Origin of the sequence: Granulicella sp. L56 (assembly GCF_009765835.1) — a bacterium.
In the GTDB taxonomy this organism is placed as follows: domain Bacteria; phylum Acidobacteriota; class Terriglobia; order Terriglobales; family Acidobacteriaceae; genus Edaphobacter.
In genome coordinates this window covers 586,828-603,044 of record NZ_LMUS01000006.1, presented here as the reverse complement: position 1 = coordinate 603,044, position 16,217 = coordinate 586,828, and the positions used below count along the sequence as shown (strand labels likewise).

Annotated in this window: 17 protein-coding genes; 9 read left to right on the top strand and 8 right to left on the bottom strand. The window is 59.2% G+C overall.

The genetic code is table 11. The annotated features are described in order from the left end of the window. Nucleotides 1-67 precede the first annotated feature (67 nt). Together GSQ81_RS10375 and GSQ81_RS10370 are read left to right on the top strand one after the other, a co-directional pair. Complete coding sequence (locus GSQ81_RS10375; protein WP_158910684.1) at nt 68-343, top strand: hypothetical protein; 276 nt, start codon at nt 68-70, stop codon at nt 341-343. A 60-nt stretch (nt 344-403) separates the two neighbouring features. Further along, nucleotides 404-853: a rhodanese-like domain-containing protein gene (locus tag GSQ81_RS10370; protein ID WP_158910683.1), complete on the top strand. Its 450-nt coding sequence runs from the start codon at nt 404-406 to the stop codon at nt 851-853. Between the two features lie 9 nt (nt 854-862). Here GSQ81_RS10370 and GSQ81_RS10365 read toward each other — a convergent pair whose 3' ends face one another. The 4 genes from GSQ81_RS10365 to lptE form a co-directional block, all read right to left on the bottom strand. Further along, the gene (locus tag GSQ81_RS10365; protein WP_254060112.1) at nt 863-1,714 is read right to left on the bottom strand and encodes a TIGR03435 family protein; all 852 of its coding nucleotides are present in this window, start codon (nt 1,712-1,714) and stop codon (nt 863-865) included. 119 nt (nt 1,715-1,833) lie between these two features. After that, the gene (locus tag GSQ81_RS10360) at nt 1,834-2,175 is read right to left on the bottom strand and encodes a hypothetical protein (protein WP_158910682.1); all 342 of its coding nucleotides are present in this window, start codon (nt 2,173-2,175) and stop codon (nt 1,834-1,836) included. A 1-nt stretch (nt 2,176) separates the two neighbouring features. Then, on the bottom strand, nt 2,177-3,319 hold the full coding sequence (gene holA, locus GSQ81_RS10355; RefSeq protein ID WP_158910681.1) for a DNA polymerase III subunit delta: 1,143 nt from the start codon (nt 3,317-3,319) through the stop codon (nt 2,177-2,179). A 135-nt stretch (nt 3,320-3,454) separates the two neighbouring features. Continuing rightward, nucleotides 3,455-3,970, bottom strand: a complete 516-nt coding sequence (lptE, locus tag GSQ81_RS10350; RefSeq protein ID WP_158910680.1) for an LPS assembly lipoprotein LptE — start codon at nt 3,968-3,970, stop codon at nt 3,455-3,457. A 118-nt stretch (nt 3,971-4,088) separates the two neighbouring features. On the opposite strand from lptE, the gene GSQ81_RS10345 reads away from it, so the two are divergent. Next, on the top strand, nt 4,089-4,970 hold the full coding sequence (locus tag GSQ81_RS10345) for a manganese catalase family protein (RefSeq protein WP_158910679.1): 882 nt from the start codon (nt 4,089-4,091) through the stop codon (nt 4,968-4,970). A 188-nt stretch (nt 4,971-5,158) separates the two neighbouring features. Here the strand turns inward: GSQ81_RS10345 and ftsH are convergent, their stop codons facing one another. Together ftsH and tilS are read right to left on the bottom strand one after the other, a co-directional pair. Continuing rightward, complete coding sequence (gene ftsH / locus GSQ81_RS10340; protein WP_158910678.1) at nt 5,159-7,081, bottom strand: ATP-dependent zinc metalloprotease FtsH; 1,923 nt, start codon at nt 7,079-7,081, stop codon at nt 5,159-5,161. Between the two features lie 265 nt (nt 7,082-7,346). After that, nucleotides 7,347-8,408 carry a tRNA lysidine(34) synthetase TilS gene (gene tilS / locus GSQ81_RS10335; protein WP_158910677.1) on the bottom strand — a complete coding sequence of 354 codons (1,062 nt, stop codon included), beginning with the start codon at nt 8,406-8,408 and terminating at the stop codon, nt 7,347-7,349. A gap of 247 nt (nt 8,409-8,655) precedes the next feature. Between tilS and GSQ81_RS10330 the strand changes: the two genes are divergently transcribed. After that, nucleotides 8,656-9,132 (top strand): GNAT family N-acetyltransferase, encoded by a 477-nt coding sequence (locus tag GSQ81_RS10330; RefSeq protein ID WP_158910676.1) that lies wholly within the window; start codon nt 8,656-8,658, stop codon nt 9,130-9,132. Between the two features lie 118 nt (nt 9,133-9,250). On the opposite strand, the gene GSQ81_RS10325 is transcribed toward GSQ81_RS10330, so the two are convergent. Both GSQ81_RS10325 and GSQ81_RS10320 read right to left on the bottom strand, forming a co-directional pair. Next, entirely contained in the window at nt 9,251-10,201 is a 951-nt protein-coding gene (locus tag GSQ81_RS10325; RefSeq protein ID WP_158910675.1) for a catalase family peroxidase, read from the bottom strand. 90 nt (nt 10,202-10,291) lie between these two features. Further along, nucleotides 10,292-12,097, bottom strand: coding sequence for a mismatch repair protein (locus GSQ81_RS10320; RefSeq protein WP_254060111.1), 1,806 nt, complete (start codon nt 12,095-12,097; stop codon nt 10,292-10,294). A gap of 50 nt (nt 12,098-12,147) precedes the next feature. Between GSQ81_RS10320 and ispD the strand changes: the two genes are divergently transcribed. Genes ispD through GSQ81_RS10295 form a run of 5 tightly spaced genes read left to right on the top strand, consistent with a single transcriptional unit; the run spans nt 12,148 to nt 16,184 of the window. Beyond that, nucleotides 12,148-12,864, top strand: a complete 717-nt coding sequence (ispD, locus tag GSQ81_RS10315) for a 2-C-methyl-D-erythritol 4-phosphate cytidylyltransferase (RefSeq protein WP_158910674.1) — start codon at nt 12,148-12,150, stop codon at nt 12,862-12,864. A gap of 15 nt (nt 12,865-12,879) precedes the next feature. After that, nucleotides 12,880-13,353, top strand: coding sequence for a GxxExxY protein (locus GSQ81_RS10310; protein ID WP_216846416.1), 474 nt, complete (start codon nt 12,880-12,882; stop codon nt 13,351-13,353). Beyond that, on the top strand, nt 13,353-13,961 hold the full coding sequence (ispF, locus tag GSQ81_RS10305; protein WP_158912163.1) for a 2-C-methyl-D-erythritol 2,4-cyclodiphosphate synthase: 609 nt from the start codon (nt 13,353-13,355) through the stop codon (nt 13,959-13,961). The genes GSQ81_RS10310 and ispF overlap by 1 nt, the downstream gene beginning before the upstream one ends. Before the next feature lie 58 nt (nt 13,962-14,019). Further along, nucleotides 14,020-15,912 carry a M14 family metallopeptidase gene (locus GSQ81_RS10300; RefSeq protein ID WP_254060110.1) on the top strand — a complete coding sequence of 631 codons (1,893 nt, stop codon included), beginning with the start codon at nt 14,020-14,022 and terminating at the stop codon, nt 15,910-15,912. Further along, nucleotides 15,909-16,184 (top strand): hypothetical protein, encoded by a 276-nt coding sequence (locus GSQ81_RS10295; RefSeq protein ID WP_158910673.1) that lies wholly within the window; start codon nt 15,909-15,911, stop codon nt 16,182-16,184. Before GSQ81_RS10300 ends, GSQ81_RS10295 begins: the two co-directional genes overlap by 4 nt. The last annotated feature ends 33 nt before the right edge of the window (nt 16,185-16,217 follow it).

Genomic DNA, 16,217 nt, shown 5'->3' with positions numbered 1-16,217 from the left:
GTATTCTGACAGCGTTGGCGAAGGTCGAGATTGGGCTCCCTGAAAATTGATTGAGGAGGTGTGGATCATGGTGCGTCTTGATGCCTGGCTGGCGTGCGGGGTGATGGTGTCTACTGCTGCCACGGATGCGGTTTATGTGATGTTCAACTCGGCGGTGTCGGCGAAGCGGCGCGTGCCGGCGGCGACGTGGAGCAGCGTGTGGTATCTGCTTTCGGCGTTTGCCGTTATCAGCTATACGAAGAACTGGGTGTATGTTTGCTTTGCGGCGGTAGGGTCGTGGATTGGCGCCTATCTTTCGATGACGATCCTGCACCGCGCCCGGGAGCGGAAGACAGTGGTTTGATTGGCGAATCCTTTCGGTTTTCGGACAATCAGATAGATACGACTGCAAGGAGGACTGTGAATGGCGCTCATTGCTATCTGCGTTGCGGCGTTGTGTCTTGCCCTTTTTGTCGGCGGCAGAATCAAGCGCGGCCGAGAACGGCGTGAACTCGAACAGCACACGATTGAGCCGGAGGCGCTGCATGATCTGTTGGCGACCAACAAAAAGGTGCGGATATTCGATGTTCGTCAGCCACTGGATCTGTTGGCCTACTCCGAGCTGATTCCGGGGGCGACGCGGGTTCCGCCGAAGGAGGTCATGGCGAATCCGTTGCTGATTCCGAAGGAAGAAGATGCGGTGGTGTACTGTACGTGTCCCGATGACAAGACCAGCAAGGAGATTTTGCAGCGGGCGCTGGGCCTGAACTTTTCGCGGTTGAAGATTCTGCGAGGCGGCTTTGGAGCGTGGAAGGCTAAGGGGTATCCGGTAGAGCCTTATCGAGATGCGTTTCGGCTGGATACGGAAGTTTAGCCTGTTCGATCAGTTATCGGTGGGGCGTTCCGCTTTATCGACAACGAGGGCATCAACCGGGCCTTTGGTTGCTACCAATCTCAAGCCGAGTTGCTGCTGGACGGCAGTGAAGAAGGGCGGGCTTGGGGCATCTGGTGAGGCTGCCGCTATGTCTCCGCCGAACTGAGAGTTGTCAGGAGCCCACTCCAGATCGAAGTCATACTTGCCGGTGAGGCCGGTCTTGTCCACGACCGGGCGGTCGAGCAGGGCGCGTTGCAGCAGAGAGGTGAAGTCGCCCATGGTCGCGTTGCGCGCGGGCAGCAGGATACGCTGCGGATAGACGGTGCTGATGAGTGCGGCGGGATCGTCTGGAGATGCTGTGCTTTTCTTGAGCCTGGGGCCGCTCTTGGCGACTTCCAATTCGAAGATCGAGAACTCTTTTTGTTCGCGGTGAAATGTGAGCTTGAACCGGTCGGTCAGTAGATTTCTGAGCATCGACATCTGCTCGTCATGAGAGGGCCGGACTTCGCCGGGAGTGAGGGCGAGGATGTCGTAGTGATCGGAGTCGACCCAGGATGGGCCGCCGGAGATGGTCTTGGGATTGAGGTCATAGGCGGCTGCGATCATCAGCTTGAGGGTGTAGTACTTCTCGACAAAGCGATTTGATCCCTCCATCTTGATGTAGCGCGGGGTCTTGTCGGCGGGTTCCACCGGTTTGATGGTTGCTACTTCAAAGGCGTCGAATTTAGGGCGCGGAGCGGGTGACTGTGCGGGTGACTGTGCGAGTATTCCGGATGTCGAAACAATGAGAGCCACAAGGATGATCTGTCGAAGCATGGTCTGATACTCACTCTCGGAGAGATTCGTTTGAGTGGTTTTCATCTTACGCCAAAAGGGGAGTGATTATAGGTTGAAGACAGGAGTGCGGTCGTCCTTCGGACGATGCCCACATCTCAAAATCGAGATATGGGGCACCCGCTCTTATGCTTCCATCTTTTATTTCAATATCCCAGACTTTTAAGCATCACTATGGCAAGGATTGTTCCTTCAATCAACACTATTGGAAGAATGAGCAGTATTGTTCTGAATGGGAAGTATGAGTGAATGAGAATCAGGGTGACGCAGTGCAACAAAATCAGTAAGCCGACCCCTGTCCAAAAATTTGCACGATGCCTATCTTTCCAAAATCCAAATAAGAACGGTATAAGCACCATTCCTGAGTAAAGCGCCATTTGAAAGGGAACAGCATGATCTGGCCATTGACCAACAGACACGGCACCAATTACGCCAATTGCGCCGCCCGTAATTTTTAGACTCTTATTGGACTTATCGTTCGACTTCATCCTACAGCTCCATGGCGAACTGGTGGGAGGGTTCGTAGGTGCTGGCTTTGGGTTCGGTGGAGAGGTCCAGTATGAGGCGTTCTAAGACCAATAATTTGTTTGCGGGGCTTGAGCGGAGTTCCAGGTCGGCGCGGGCTACTAAGCGGATAGCGCGGGTGAGGTCGCGGCGGGATTTGTAGCGGCGGGCTTGCTTGATGAGGTCTTCTGCGGCGAAGGGCGGCATGCGGAAGCCTTGCCATAGCGCCTGCCAGATGGCTCGGCTGTCGCGCACGTTCTTCTCGGAGATGATGAGCATCTGGCGGAAGGTGCGGGCCAGCATGTAGAGGTGGCCGATGGCGGCGTCTTCGCCACCGTCGGAGGCGTTGAGTAGGCCGTGGAGCAGGAGCAGAGCGCGGGGGCGGTCTTTGGCGGAGATGGCATCGGTCAGCTCGTAGAGGGAGCGCTGCTTGGCGGCGAGGACCATGGTTTCTACATCGCCGAGGGTGACGCGGTTCTTTCCTTCAACATAGAGCAGGAGCTTTTCGAACTCGCTGGCGATGAGCATCATGTCGGCGCCGAGAGCGTCGACGAGCTCGCGAGCGGCGTCGGGGTCGAACTTTACGGAGCGCGATTCGGCGGTGGTGGTGACCCATTTGATGGCGTCGATGTCTTCGACGCGGGCCAGCTCGACGAAGCCGCACCAGTCACCGAGGGTCTCGCGGATCTTTTCGTAGCGCTCCTTGTCCTGGTAGTCCATCTTGCGGAGGTCGGTGGGGATGCGGAGGTGGTCGGCGACAAAGAGGATGAGGGCCGAAGGGTTGGGCGAGCGGAAGTAGGCATCGATTGCGGCGAACTCTTCTTTTTTGCTGCCGCGTCCGTAGAGGGCTTTGAGGCCGCGAACGAAGAGGACCTGGAAGGGCGCCATGAGCGATGGGGTCTGGGCGCGGTCGAGGATCTCGAAGATGCTGGTTTCGGCGAGGTCGAGGTCGTGGAGGCAGAAGTCGCGGGTCTCTGCGGGAGCGAGGGTGGAGAGGACGGCTTTGCGGCAGCGGTCGTAGAGGAAGATCTCGTCACCGATGAGGACGTAGCCGGCGCGAAGGGACGAGGAGGCGATCTCTTCGATGAAGCGGTCGGTGCTGGCAAAGCTGCGAAGTGAAGTGGGCATCGTTAGAGAAAGACCGACCGCAGATTTACGCGGGTGACACAGGTTACGGAGAAAGCCTAATCGGGATTCTACCGATTTGTAAGGCGATAAGAGGGCAAAAGTAGATAAGTGGTAACGATGGACGAGGTTAGGGAGCTAGAAAGATTCGAGCATGTCGCTTACCAGTGCCTGGGCGAAGTCGCGGGCGACGCGGCGGACGGCGGCGGGGTCTTCCTGGATGAAGCCGCTGAGGTCCTGGGTGGACTGGTACTGCTCGTGGAAGATGACGGCGTCGTTGCGGTAGAGGACGTGGCCGTCATGGGCGGTGAGCAGGACTTTAGCAGTGATGGTGACGAGGTAGCTGGAGGACTCGCCGCTGGTGGCGTCGTAGGTGAGCGGCGCGACGGCTTGCGAGAGGATAGTGCCGTGGAGGGTGGCGTCGGCGTCGGAGTCATCGGTGTTGAGGATGCGGTATTTGGTGCGAGTGTTCAGCTCGCGGATGGTGGCCTGGGTGAAGGCCATCTCGGTGTGGAAGGCCTGGGCGCGGGTGGCGAAGATGGGCACGGCGAGAGTGCTGACGTTGCCGGGGATGTGCGTGGCGGAGCCGACGGTGTGGTAACCGCATCCGGCGAGGGGAAGAAGAAGGAGGAGCGTAAGGGTACGGAGGCGCATTCTTGTTGATTTTATTGTCGCATCAAAGTGGATGTGGGATGTCGGTCGCGAGAAGGGAAGGATCGGGCATCGAACGGAGAGTACGCGGCACGCAAATTAAATTTGAGGGTTTCTCGTTATGTATCACCATATTAAAAAACTGATGTACACGGTAAATATCGGAGAGCCGGACGTGCGGTTCGGAAATATGCTGCTGGAGCAGTTTGGCGGGGCGAACGGAGAGCTTGCTGCTGCGATGCAGTACACGATTCAGGGGTGGAACTGCGTAGACGATCTGGGGCGGCGGGACTTGCTGCTGGATATCGGGACCGAGGAGTTGAGCCATCTGGAGGTAGTGGGGGCGCTGATTCGAATGCATCTGGCACCGCTGAAGACGAAGCGCGAGGCGGCTGAGGCCGATCCGCTGGTGACGATTGCGGGTGGTGGCGGGGTGAACCTGTTTGATTCGATGGGGAATGCGTGGACATCTACTTACCTGAAGATTACGGGTGAGCTGGATGTGGACCTGCATAGCAATATCGCTGCCGAGGCGCGGGCGAAGATCGTTTACGAACGCCTGATCGATCATACGGACGATCCGGGATCGATTGATACGCTGCAGTTTTTGATGACGCGCGAGATTACGCATATGAAGGCGTTTCAGGCAGCGCTCGATAGCTTGGAGAAGAAGCCGTTTTCGATTGGAATGCTGAAGCCGACGCCGGGAATCGTGGATGAGTACTTCAACGGTTCTACGGGCAATGGCGACGAAGGGGATACGGACGTGCGTGGGCCGTGGACTTCTTCTTACGGACTGCATCTGGTCGATTCGCAGCTGAATGGCGGCAAAGGGCTTTCCGTCGGCGACATCAACGGGAAGATTCCTGGGGAAGATCGCGGGAAGCAGGATGAGGCCCAGAAGGCTACGACTTCTCCGGAAAATAAGGCGATTGCGAAGAAGACTTCGGGCAAGGGAAAGGCGGCCACTCCTAAGGCTGGAGGAAAGAAGGGGGGCCATTAGGACACTCCACCGACGATGCCCTCCAAAGAGAACAGCAGATCCTTCGGCGAAGGATAACAAATCATTTACGGATGACAAATAATTTGCAGGGTATTAGCTTTTGGAGCCGCTCTAATCCTGATACTTGTAGCGACAATAAAAAGGGCAGCCTGATGAGAGGCTGCCCTTTTTATTGCCTGGTTGGAGGTTTATGCCGGTGAGGTGTGGCCCTCGCCAAAACCGGGCTTGCGGCCAGACTCTGGTTTGAGCACCTTCTGCGGCTCGCCGCCGCTGCCGGGGTCTACGCCGGAGAGCGCGGAACGGACGGCGGGGAGTTCCTTGCCTTCGATGATGAGTTTGATCTCGGCTGCATCCAGGGTCTCGCGCTCGAGCAGGGCGGTGGCCATGCGGTGCATGATGTCCTGGTTGGAGTCGAGGATGGTGTAGGCGGACTTGTAAGCGGCCTCGACGAAACGGCGAACCTCAGCGTCAATCTGCTTGGCGGTGTCGTCGGAGAAGTCGCGATGCTGGCCGATCTCGCGACCCAGGAAGACTTCCTGCTCCTTCTTGCCGTAGGTCATGGGGCCGAGATTGCTCATGCCGAACTCGCAGACCATCTTGCGGGCCAATTCGGTGGAGCGCTCGATGTCGTTACCGGCGCCTGTGGTCATCTTCTTGAGGAAGATCTCTTCGGCGCAGCGTCCGCCCATGAGGGTGGCGAGGCGGGTTTCGAGATAGTCGCGGGTGACGGTGTGCTGGTCCTCTTCTGGCAGGTAGACGGTGACGCCGAGGGCCATACCGCGTGGGATGATGGTGACCTTATGTAGCGGGTCGGAGTGCTCGCGCAGGGCGGAGACGAGGGTGTGACCGGCCTCGTGATAGGCGGTGACACGCTTTTCTTCGTCGGTGAGGAGCATGGATTTGCGCTCGGCACCCATCATGACCTTGTCTTTGGCCACTTCGAAGTCGTACATGTGGACCGACTTGCGGTTGAAGCGGGCGGCGGTGAGAGCTGCTTCGTTGACCATGTTGGCCAGGTCGGCTCCGCTGAAGCCCGGTGTGCCGCGAGCGAGGATGTTGAGGTTGACGTCCTCGGCCATGGGGACTTTCTTGGAGTGGACCTTGAGGATCTCTTCGCGGCCACGGATGTCGGGACGATCGACGATGACGCGGCGATCGAAGCGGCCGGGGCGGAGGAGCGCGGGGTCGAGCACATCGGGGCGGTTGGTGGCGGCGATGAGGATGACGCCGTCGTTGGCTTCGAAGCCGTCCATCTCGACCAGAAGCTGGTTGAGGGTCTGCTCACGCTCGTCGTGTCCGCCGCCGAGGCCAGCGCCACGGTGACGGCCTACGGCGTCGATCTCGTCGATGAAGATGATGCAGGGGGCGTTCTTTTTGCCCTGCTCGAAGAGGTCGCGGACGCGGCTTGCGCCGACGCCGACAAACATCTCAACGAAGTCCGAACCGGAGATGGAGAAGAAGGGGACGTTGGCTTCGCCGGCGACTGCGCGGGCGAGCAGGGTCTTGCCGGTGCCCGGAGGCCCGACGAGCAGGACGCCCTTGGGGATGCGTCCGCCGAGGCGCTGGAACTTTTGCGACTCGCGCAGGAACTCGATGATCTCCTTGAGCTCTTCCTTGGCCTCATCGACTCCGGCGACGTCCTTGAAGGTGATCTTCTTCTGCTGCATGGAGAGCAAGCGCGCCTTGCTCTTGCCAAAGCTCATGGCCTTGTTGCCGCCGGACTGCATCTGGCGAATCATGAAGAACCAGAGACCGAGCAGAAGGGCGAAGGGAGCCAGATTGATGAGCAGGTTCAGCCAGGTGCTGCCGCTGGTGTCCTTGACGTTGATGTTGACGCCATGGCTGCGGAGCGTCGTGTACATGTCCGGGTAGTTGGCCGGAATGACGGTGTGGAACTGGTTCTTGGCGTCGTCGCGATAGTGGCCGGTTACTTCGGAGCCGTTGACCACGACGTCACCGATCTTGCCCGCGTCGGCGTCGTTGAGGAGCTGGGTGAGGCTGATGGCCTTGTCCTGACCCGCGCCCGTGTTCTTGACAACAAACTGCCAGGCGACGAAGAGACACGTTGCCATGAAGACCCAGATCAGAATTTGTTTGACAGTCGAGTTCAAAGCGAATTTCCTCTATTTTCCGGTCTTTGCAGCAACCCTGGGACGCTCTGGCGCTTGCTGGACCCAGCTGCCGGGAATGCCAAAAGCTCCGGAAGCCTACATCGTTAGACGACACCGGTAGGGGAAAGTGCCGGGAAGAACGTTTAAGCGCCGTCCTGGAGAATCGTCCTACCGAGTCAAGTAGTTAGATTCTACTCTTTGGCTGGGGATTCGGGTTGTTGAATTCTGGATGTTTGTGACCAAAGGTATTGCGGCTGGATGAGGCCTATTTCTCGAGAAACAGGCGGAGTTCGCGGTGGGAGCGCTCGGCGCGGAGCTGGTTGGAGAGATGAAGCGCTGCCCCTGTGCGGGCGGCTACCGTGGGAAGGGCCAAAAATCCACAAAGGGCGAGAAGGCGGGAGGTCTCGTCGAAGCTGAGGCGTGCTCCGAGCTGGCGGGCAGCGGCGCGGAGGACGCGGCGGCGCAGAGCGGGATCGAGGGTGCGGAGGCGGTCGAGTTCAATGGCTACGGTGGCCTCGCCGGGGGCGGTGCTGACGGAGCGTCCGCCGCCGCGGACGGGCTTGCCGGGGAGCAAAATCTGTGGGAGCAGGCGACTTAGCTCGGCCTGCCAGCGCGCCTCTTCTTCGCGGGCGAGTTCGGCGAGATTGGCGAGGGTCTGGTCGAGACTGGGGTTGTACTGGCGGAGCTGGGGCATCAGCTCCTGACGGATGCGGTTGCGGGTGTAGGTGGTGTCGGTGTTGGTGGAGTCTTCGCGCCAGGGCTGGTTGACCTGATTGAGATAGGCCTCGATCTCGGTGCGGCGGGTGTTGAGGAAGGGGCGGAGGATCTTGCCGGGGCGGGTGCCGAGGACTTGAACTACGGGGTGAATGGCGCTGAGGCCCTCGGTCCAGGCTCCGCGGAGGAGCTTCATCAGGACGGTTTCGGCCTGATCGTCGAGGGTGTGGGCGGTGAGGATGGAGTCGGCCTCGCCGGTGGCGATGAGCGAGGCGAAGTAGTCGTAGCGGACGTAGCGGGCTGCCTCTTCGATGGTCTCGCCGGTTTTGGCGACACGGTCGGGGACGCTGGCGCTATGGAGGTGGAGGGGAATGTCGAGGCGTGCGCAGAGTGCTTCGACAAATTGCTGGTCGGTGTCGGCTTCGGCGGCGCGGATGCCGTGGTGGACATGGGCGGCGCTCAGGCCGACGCCGAGGGCGTCTCGCTTCGCAGTATTGGCGGCGTGAACGGTGAGCAGGAGGGCTACGGAGTCTGCGCCGCCTGAGATGGCGACGCAGATGCGGTCGCCCGGCTTGATGTTGGTGCGGTCGAAAGCAAGTGCAGGGGGAGGCATCAGGTCTATGGTACTTGCGGCGAGACGGTGGCCTCCTGGAATCTGTTTAAGGTGGAAATACTTAACACCGATTTGCACCGATTAAACCGATCAGGAACAGGCAACGGCAAGAACAAAGACGAAATACAGGGGTTTCTCCACTACCCCTTCGACTTCGCTCAGGGTCCGGTCGAAATGGCGTGGTTTTTGAGCTTGAGATTAGGTGAGGTTGTTTTAGAGCTTTTGGATAGGTTCTTATACTGGATGGATGTTCGAGACGAGATTGGCGACAGAGGCGGATGCGGAGCTTATCAGTGAGCAGCGGTGTCGGATGTTTGTGGACTCCGACCAGGGTAATGAGGCGCGGCTGAAAGAAGTAGCAGACAACTTTGTGCCGTGGGTGCGGGAGAGGCTGAGCGACGGCCGCTATGTTGGATGGCTGACGTCGGAGGATGGGCGTGTGGTGGCTGGTGCGGGAGTTCTGTTTATGGATTTTCCGCCGCACTGGATGGACCCGGAGCCGGTGCGCGCTTATCTGCTGAATGTCTATGTCGAGCCTGAGTTCCGCGGGCGTGGGCTGGCTCGGGAGCTGCTGGAGATGGCGATGAACGATGCGCGGCGGCGAGGGATCAAGGTGGTGTCGCTTCATGCCTCGACGTTCGGCAGGCCGCTGTATGAGCGCAATGGATTCGAGCCTACGAGCGAGATGATTCTGTGGAGCGAGGCTTTGCACCATCCTTCGTGATGAGACGGCAAAGGATGGTGCACTCGCGAAGGATGGCACCCTGGAATTTGAATTGATTGATGGGTGGAAACCCATGTCCCAGAATCGGGACATGGGGCACCCGGTTTTGAGGCCATCTCTATTGTTCGGGCGCGGTGCGGCGTTTGCGTCCGCTGATGAGGTAGACGGCGGCGCGCAGTTCGAGCAGAGGATCGTCGGACGGCTCGATTCCGTCGACGCGCGGGATGGGATCGAAGATGAGGGTCTTCTGTTCGTGGGCGTCTTCGGCGACCGGCTGAGTGAGCGTGAGGGTGCCGAGTTCTAGCTGGGTGCGGTCTTCGGGCCAGTGGATGGTGGCGTCGTCCACTACGTCGCCTTCGTTGGCGAGCTGGACGAGGATGCGGAAGTTGATGGGTCCCTTGGCTACTCTTTCGGCGATCTCGTCGAAGAGGTAGTTGGCGCTCATCGCTGTGGCGGCTGCGTCGTCGAGGAAGTCATTGCCGGCTTCGGGGAGGATGCGGTAACGGCCGTAGCGGCTGATGCCATCCTTATTGGTGAAGCGCATTGCAGTGACGCCGAAGTAGGATTCGAGGGCGAAGCTGGAGGGGTTGGGCTTGGCTGCCTGCACGAAGGCGAGTGCGGCGGGATGGCTGCCGAGGAAGGTCTCGATGGGGGTGGGGTGTGAAGTCGCGGAGGCGCTGGCGGCGATGGCGCGGAGGAACTCCAGAAACTCCTGCCCGGTGCGGGCGGGGAAGCCGTCGGTCGAGTGGCTGACGATGTCGGTGTGCGAGTGCTCGGCGAGGTGGAAGCGGATGGCGAGGCCATGGGGGCTGGCGTTGGGGTCGTTGTCGGGGATCAGCGGGAGGCCGGTGGAGTTGGAGAAGCGCACCGTGACCGGAGTGGAGGAGCGCGTGACGTGGGGCGCTCGGGTAAGAGAGGCTGCATTGGGTGAGGGCGTGAATGTACCCGTTAGCAGGGTGCCTTTAGCATGGGCGGGACGGAAGCCAGGATGTTCGCCGAAGATGGTTTCGAACTGCTTGAGCAGGTCGTTGCTGAGGGCGAGGAGCTTTTCGTCGGTGGGAAGCGGCATGATCGATCTCCTTCGTTGAACGCTGATTGAGTTGTGGGGAGCCGGTAGGTCTGTTCATTATGCACGGGGAAGGGATGCGGCGTGTGAATCTCAGACTTTGAGGCCGATCAATCTCATCAGCTCCACGCCATTGCTTTTGGTGACGATGCCGTCGCGTAGTTTGAAGTCGAACTTCATCTTGCCGTCTTCGATCTCATCCTGCAGGTGCATGTTTTGCAGGCGGCCTTCACCGGAGCGCTGCATGTCGGTGAGGGCGAGATCGTGCGTGCTGATGATGCCGATTGCGCCGCTGTCGATCAACTCGCTGACGACGGCTTCTGCTCCGATGAGGCGGTCTTTGGAGTTGGTGCCTTGGAGAAGCTCATCGAGGAGAAAGAGAATGGGCGGGTGCTGCTCGGCTAGATCGCAGATGTGGCGCAGGCGGGTGATCTCGGCGTAGAAGCGGGAGCTGCCCTCTTGTAGGGAGTCGTTGACGAGGATGCTTGCGGCTACGTGGAGCGGCGTCAGTTGCAGGCGTTGTGCGCGGACGGGCGCACCTGCCATGGCGAGGACGGTGTTGATGCCGACGGTGCGCATGAGCGTGCTTTTGCCGGACATGTTGGAGCCGCTGATGAGTAGGGCCCGCGTTTTGCCGCTGATGCTGACGGTGTTGCGAACGCATTTTGCGATGGGGATGAGCGGGTGGCCCAGCTCTTCGGCGTGGAAGGTGGGCGTGCCTTCAATGAATTCGGGGAAGGGATCGGCGGGGTGTTCGTAGCTGTAGGCAGCGATAGAGAGGAGCGCTTCCATTTCACCGACCGCGTTTAGCCAGGAGCTTACTGCTCCGCCGTGGGCGCGACGCCATGCTTCTGCGGCGAATGCGACCTGCACGGAGTACAGGAGCGGTTTATCGAACAGGCGTATGAATAAATTATCGCGCGAGTCGATATACTGCACGATGGTCTTGAGGCGTGCGATGGCCTTTGAGCCGGGAATGGCGTGGGAAGAAAGTTGTTGCTTGAGGAGCACTAATCGGGGAGAGGTGAACGGTTCGTCTTCGAGCCTCGCCAGCAACGACGAAAGCAACTCCAGGTCGGCGAGGGCGCGGTCGGTTCTGGCGAAGACTTTGTCGAGTTGATCTCTGAGCGAAAAGGCGATGAAGGCTTCGACGACGAGGACGAGCAGGAGGGGCGTCTTGATTCCTGTTTCGCCCCAGACGATGGCTCCGGCGATGGCGAGGATGGCGAGCAGGAGCGCTGTCCAGCGCAGGTTTTGCTGCTTCAACTGGGTTGGCTGTTCGGCCCATTGCAGAAGGGCTTTGGGGTGGACTCCGGTCTTTAGTTTTGCGCTGTCTTCGCCGAGGATGGCCATGTCTTCGCGGAGGTCCAGACGGTTGCGAAGTTCGGTGATTGCGGCGTGGCGTTCGGTGATTTCGCTGACCTGAGAGGGAGAGAGCAGCCAGTGCGCGAGGGTGTCTTCGCCCATGCAGGTGCGGGCCTGCGAGAGAAGTTCGAAGAGGCTACCTGCTCCGAAGAGGTCGAGGTCGGTCGCGTAGAGGCTGGTGGCGGCCTCGGCACGCGGAGCCTGTTGGCCGCCGCCTATCCAGCGGTCTTCAATGCGGGCCATGCCTTTGCGATAGACGTTGGCGGCTCGTTCGGCGAAGGATTTTCTGCGGAGAATTTTGCCGTGGTAGATGGCGACTGCGACAAAGATTGCCGCTGGGAGAAGCAGCCACCACGCAGAGATGATCTCTCGATAGAAAGAGAACCATGCGATGAACAGCGCCATGATGACGAGCAGAAGACGAAGATTTCCGAGCGAGCGGTGTACTTTTTCAAAGTGCAGGACGGTGGCTTCGCGAGCCTGCTGGCGTTGCCTGTATTCCTCTGACGGGGTGGGAGCGGTGGGTGGGGGCACGTCGTTATTATCACTTACCGGTAGGGACGATCTTGTATACTCCGTTGGTTATGCGAGTTTTTGTGATTCTTCCGGCAGCAGGGATTGGGACGCGGATGGCCGCGCATGGAGCGGCGGCGGTTGCGCCCAAGCAGTTTCTCGAGATCGGTGGCGTGCCCGTGCTGGTGCGTTCCGTGCAGGCGTTTCTCGCGGTGCCGAAGGTGGATGCGGTGTGTGTCGCCGTGCGCGGGCAGGAGAGGGAACGCCTGGAGGCCCAGATCAAGGAGTACAAGCTGGGCGACCGCGTGAAGATGGTCGAGGGCGGCGACAACCGGCAGGAGTCGGTGGGCAATGCGCTGGCCGCGTTGCAGTGTGCCGAGGACGATGTGGTGCTGGTGCATGATGCGGTGCGCCCGCTGATCGATCCGGCGACGATTGAGCGGACGATTGATGCGGTTGTGAAGCATGGCGCCGCGATAGTAGGACTGCCCGCAGTGGACACGATCAAGCAGGTGGAGCGGACGGCGGATGGAGCGATTATCACCTCGACGATTCCCCGGGAGCGCGTAGTACTGGCGCAGACTCCGCAGGGAGCGCGGTTTGGTTTGCTGCGCCGGGCTTTCCAGGAGGCCGAGGCTGATGGATTTTCCGGCACCGATGAGGCGAGCGTGCTGGAACGGGCGGGGATCGAGGTTGCCGTAGTGTTGGGTTCGGCGCGGAACTTTAAGATTACGCAGCCGGGGGACATTGAACTGGCGGAGTTTTACCTGGCACGGGAAAAGGCTTAACACCGATTTACACCGATGAACACCGATCAAAAGCCAATGCGTGGTAAACATGATGCTCTTACGGAGCAGATTATTCGTATTTTCTACGATGTTTATAACGAACTTGGGAGCGGTTTTCTTGAGTCGGTATATAGGGAGGCGATGCGGCTGGCGCTGTCTCAAGCAGGTCTTGGGGTAAATACAGAAGTTCCTGTGCCGGTGAACTTTCGAGGCGTTGTTGTTGGGATATTTAGAGCCGATTTGATTGTGAATGACGTTGTGCTGATTGAATTGAAGGCTTGTGAACAGATAATTCGGCAACATGAATCGCAAACTATGCATTATTTGAGAGCAACGCAGATAGAAGTTGGTCTGTTGATGAACTTTGGGCCGACGCCACGATTCAAGAGATTTGTAATGGACAACGAACTGAAGAAGCCGAAACATAAATCGGTGGAATCGGTGACAATCGGTGTTAAGCCTTTTATGGCTCCTGAGATGATTCCATGATGAGAATTGGGTATGGGTTTGATTCGCACGCGTTCAAGGCGGGTGTGCCGCTGGTGATCGGCGGGCTGGCGATTGAGCATAGCGAGGGGCTGGCTGGGCACTCGGATGGCGATGTTTTGCTTCATGCGATTACCGATGCGCTGCTGGGTGCGGTTTCGGCGGGGGACATTGGGACGTTCTTTCCTCCAAGCGATCCAAGGTGGAAGGGTGCGGCCTCGAGCGTGTTTTTGAAGACGGCTCTCGAAGAGGTGGCTACGGCGGGGTACCGCATCGTCAATATCGATACGGTTCTGGTGATGGCACGGCCTAAGATCGTGCCGATTGCCGGTGAACTGCGTGAACGCGTGGCGGAGTTGCTGGGCGTAGAGCCGGGCGAGGTTGGCATCAAGGCCAAGACTCCTGAGGGGCTTAATCAGGATCATGTTGCAGTGGCTCATGCGACGGTCCTGCTGGAGAGTCTGTCTGTTCCTGAGCCGGTGAAGAAGTTGTCGGCTACGGCCGATGTGGACGAGGTGAATCAGGTAGTCGAGAGCCTGGTGCAGGGCGTTCGGGACACGTCCGCTTTGGGGCGGAAGAGGCCGGCATTCGATGCGGACGATTTGACTTAGAACTGCGAGAGACTTAGCCGATCGGCACCAGTTGCACCGATTTTATGGAGGATGGACTGTGACTTCTTTCGCGCGGCTGTCTGCGTTGATTTTGTGTATGGGGTCGGTCGGTGCGATGGCTCAGACGGTTGCGGATGCAAGCCTTCAGCCGCGTAAGGCGGCGAGTTCTGCGTGCGTTCCGAGTGGCGATGCGAAGTGGCTGACTCCGGGGGAGAAGAGTTGCTATGCCACGACCCCGGATTATGACGACACGATGGCGTACTTGCGGCGTGTGGAGGCGGCGGCTCCGGGGCAGGTGAAGATCGAGGGGTTTGGCACGACGGGTGAAGGGCGCGAGTTGGATATCGTGATCGCTTCGCGCGATGGGGTGTTCGATCCGGCTGCGATTCATGCGGCGAAGCGGCCGATTGTGCTGGTGCAAAATTCGATTCATGCAGGCGAGATGGATGGCAAGGATGCCTGCCTTGCTCTACTGCGTGACATGGTGATCAACAAGACCAAGGCTGCGCTGCTGGACCGCGCGGTGTTTGTGTTTATCCCGATGTACAACGCCGATGGGCATGAGCGGCGGAGTGCATATAACCGCATCAATCAGGATGGTCCGGCGGAGATGGGATGGCGCGGCAATGGAACGAACCTCAATCTGAACCGCGATTATCTGAAGGCCGATGCACCGGAGACGCGGGCGTTTATGGCGATGTACCATCACTGGCTGCCGGATTTTTTTGTCGATGACCATGTGACCGATGGTGCGGACTATCAATATGACGTGACCTTCACTATCGACGACGGGCCGAACCTGCCCGCCGCCACGGTGAAGTGGGTGGATGATGTGGCCAATCCCACATTGGAGAAATATGTCGATGCGCATGGGCATCTGGCGTTCCCGAATTACATCAATCTGGTGAATGACAACGATCCTGCGCAGGGGTTGGGATTCAACGACGATCCGCCGCGGTTTTCTACCGGATACATGGTGCTGGAGGGGCGTCCGGGGATGCTGGTCGAGCTGCACATGTTGAAGGACTACAAGACACGGGTGACAGGGAACTACGAGATTCTTGCTGGCCTGATGGAGTTGATGAATCGCGACGCCGACAAGGTGATTGCGCTGAATGCGGCGGCGGATCAACAGGCGGAGGGCCTCGGTGCTCATCCGCTGAGTGATACCAAGTTTCCTCTGGCGTTGGGGTGGGGCGGCCAGACGACTCCGGTGCTGTTTCATGGGTACAAGTACACGAAAGAGTTGAGCGCGGTTTCGGGTGCGATGTGGGTGAAGTATTCGCATGAGCCGTGGAATGTTTCGCTGCCGATACAGGCGGGATTCAAGGTGACGGCGGAGGCAGCTCCTCCGGCTGCTTATATTATTCCGGCGCAGTGGACGGACGTGATCGGCGTGCTGGCGGCCCATCAAGTGGAGATGAAGCGCACTGCGAAGGAATGGGCGGGAGAGGTTGAGACCTATCAGTGTGCGGGGATGGCGTGGCAGGAGCCTCCGTTTGAGGGACGGCATCCGACGTTCAATGGCGAGGCGGCGCACGATCCGGGGAAGTTTGGGAGCTGCGTGCTGATCCGTCAGAAGATGAGCTTCCCGGCGGGTTCGGCGGTGGTGCGGCTGAATCAGCGGCTGTCGAAGGTGGTGATGGAGTGGCTGGAACCGGCTGCTCCGGATTCGGCGTTGCAGTGGGGATTCTTCGATACGATTTTTGAACAGAAGGAGTATGGCGAGGCCTACGTGCTGGAGTCGCTGGCGCGAGAGATGATGGCGAAAGATCCGAAGCTGAAAGAAGAGTTTGAGAAGAAGGTATCGAGCGATCCGGTGTTTGCTGGAAATGCTAATGCGCGGCTGGAATTTTTCTATGAGCGGTCACCGTGGTTTGCTGCCAACCGCGTCGGACTTTATCCGGTGGGCAGGTTGGACGATGTGCAGCAGCTTGGGGAATTGAAATGAGTGCGGGAGTGAATGTGGAGTTTGCAGCAGTCGTGGTGGATATTCGCGAGGAGTCGCGCGTGGGCGGGCGTCAGCGCTGGCAGATGGCGCTGGACCGGACGGAGTTTGGAGCTGGAGATGTCGGAGAGCTTGAAGCGGTTGCGCCCAGTGGAGTGAAGCTTGCGGTCCCGGTGCTTCGCGTAGTGGTGGATGCTGCGGGGGAGACATGGCATGTGGTGGAAAAGCCACTGGCTGCGGGCACATCGGTGACGGCGCGTGTGAGCGCACTTTGATGTTTGAGCGGCAGGCTGCTTGCTGATACACTC

Bases quoted from the DNA above. Each gene is read 5' to 3' on its own strand.
- ispD (WP_158910674.1), top strand. From the start codon at position 12,148: ATGCGAGTTTTTGTGATTCTTCCGGCAGCAGGGATTGGGACGCGGATG.
- GSQ81_RS10370 (WP_158910683.1), top strand. From the start codon at position 404: ATGGCGCTCATTGCTATCTGCGTTGCGGCGTTGTGTCTTGCCCTTTTT.
- tilS (WP_158910677.1), bottom strand. From the start codon at position 8,408: ATGCCTCCCCCTGCACTTGCTTTCGACCGCACCAACATCAAGCCGGGC.
- holA (WP_158910681.1), bottom strand. From the start codon at position 3,319: ATGCCCACTTCACTTCGCAGCTTTGCCAGCACCGACCGCTTCATCGAA.
- ispF (WP_158912163.1), top strand. From the start codon at position 13,353: ATGAGAATTGGGTATGGGTTTGATTCGCACGCGTTCAAGGCGGGTGTG.
- GSQ81_RS10345 (WP_158910679.1), top strand. From the start codon at position 4,089: ATGTATCACCATATTAAAAAACTGATGTACACGGTAAATATCGGAGAG.
- lptE (WP_158910680.1), bottom strand. From the start codon at position 3,970: ATGCGCCTCCGTACCCTTACGCTCCTCCTTCTTCTTCCCCTCGCCGGA.
- GSQ81_RS10375 (WP_158910684.1), top strand. From the start codon at position 68: ATGGTGCGTCTTGATGCCTGGCTGGCGTGCGGGGTGATGGTGTCTACT.
- GSQ81_RS10365 (WP_254060112.1), bottom strand. From the start codon at position 1,714: ATGAAAACCACTCAAACGAATCTCTCCGAGAGTGAGTATCAGACCATG.
- GSQ81_RS10360 (WP_158910682.1), bottom strand. From the start codon at position 2,175: ATGAAGTCGAACGATAAGTCCAATAAGAGTCTAAAAATTACGGGCGGC.
- GSQ81_RS10295 (WP_158910673.1), top strand. From the start codon at position 15,909: ATGAGTGCGGGAGTGAATGTGGAGTTTGCAGCAGTCGTGGTGGATATT.
- GSQ81_RS10310 (WP_216846416.1), top strand. From the start codon at position 12,880: ATGAACACCGATCAAAAGCCAATGCGTGGTAAACATGATGCTCTTACG.
- GSQ81_RS10330 (WP_158910676.1), top strand. From the start codon at position 8,656: ATGTTCGAGACGAGATTGGCGACAGAGGCGGATGCGGAGCTTATCAGT.
- GSQ81_RS10325 (WP_158910675.1), bottom strand. From the start codon at position 10,201: ATGCCGCTTCCCACCGACGAAAAGCTCCTCGCCCTCAGCAACGACCTG.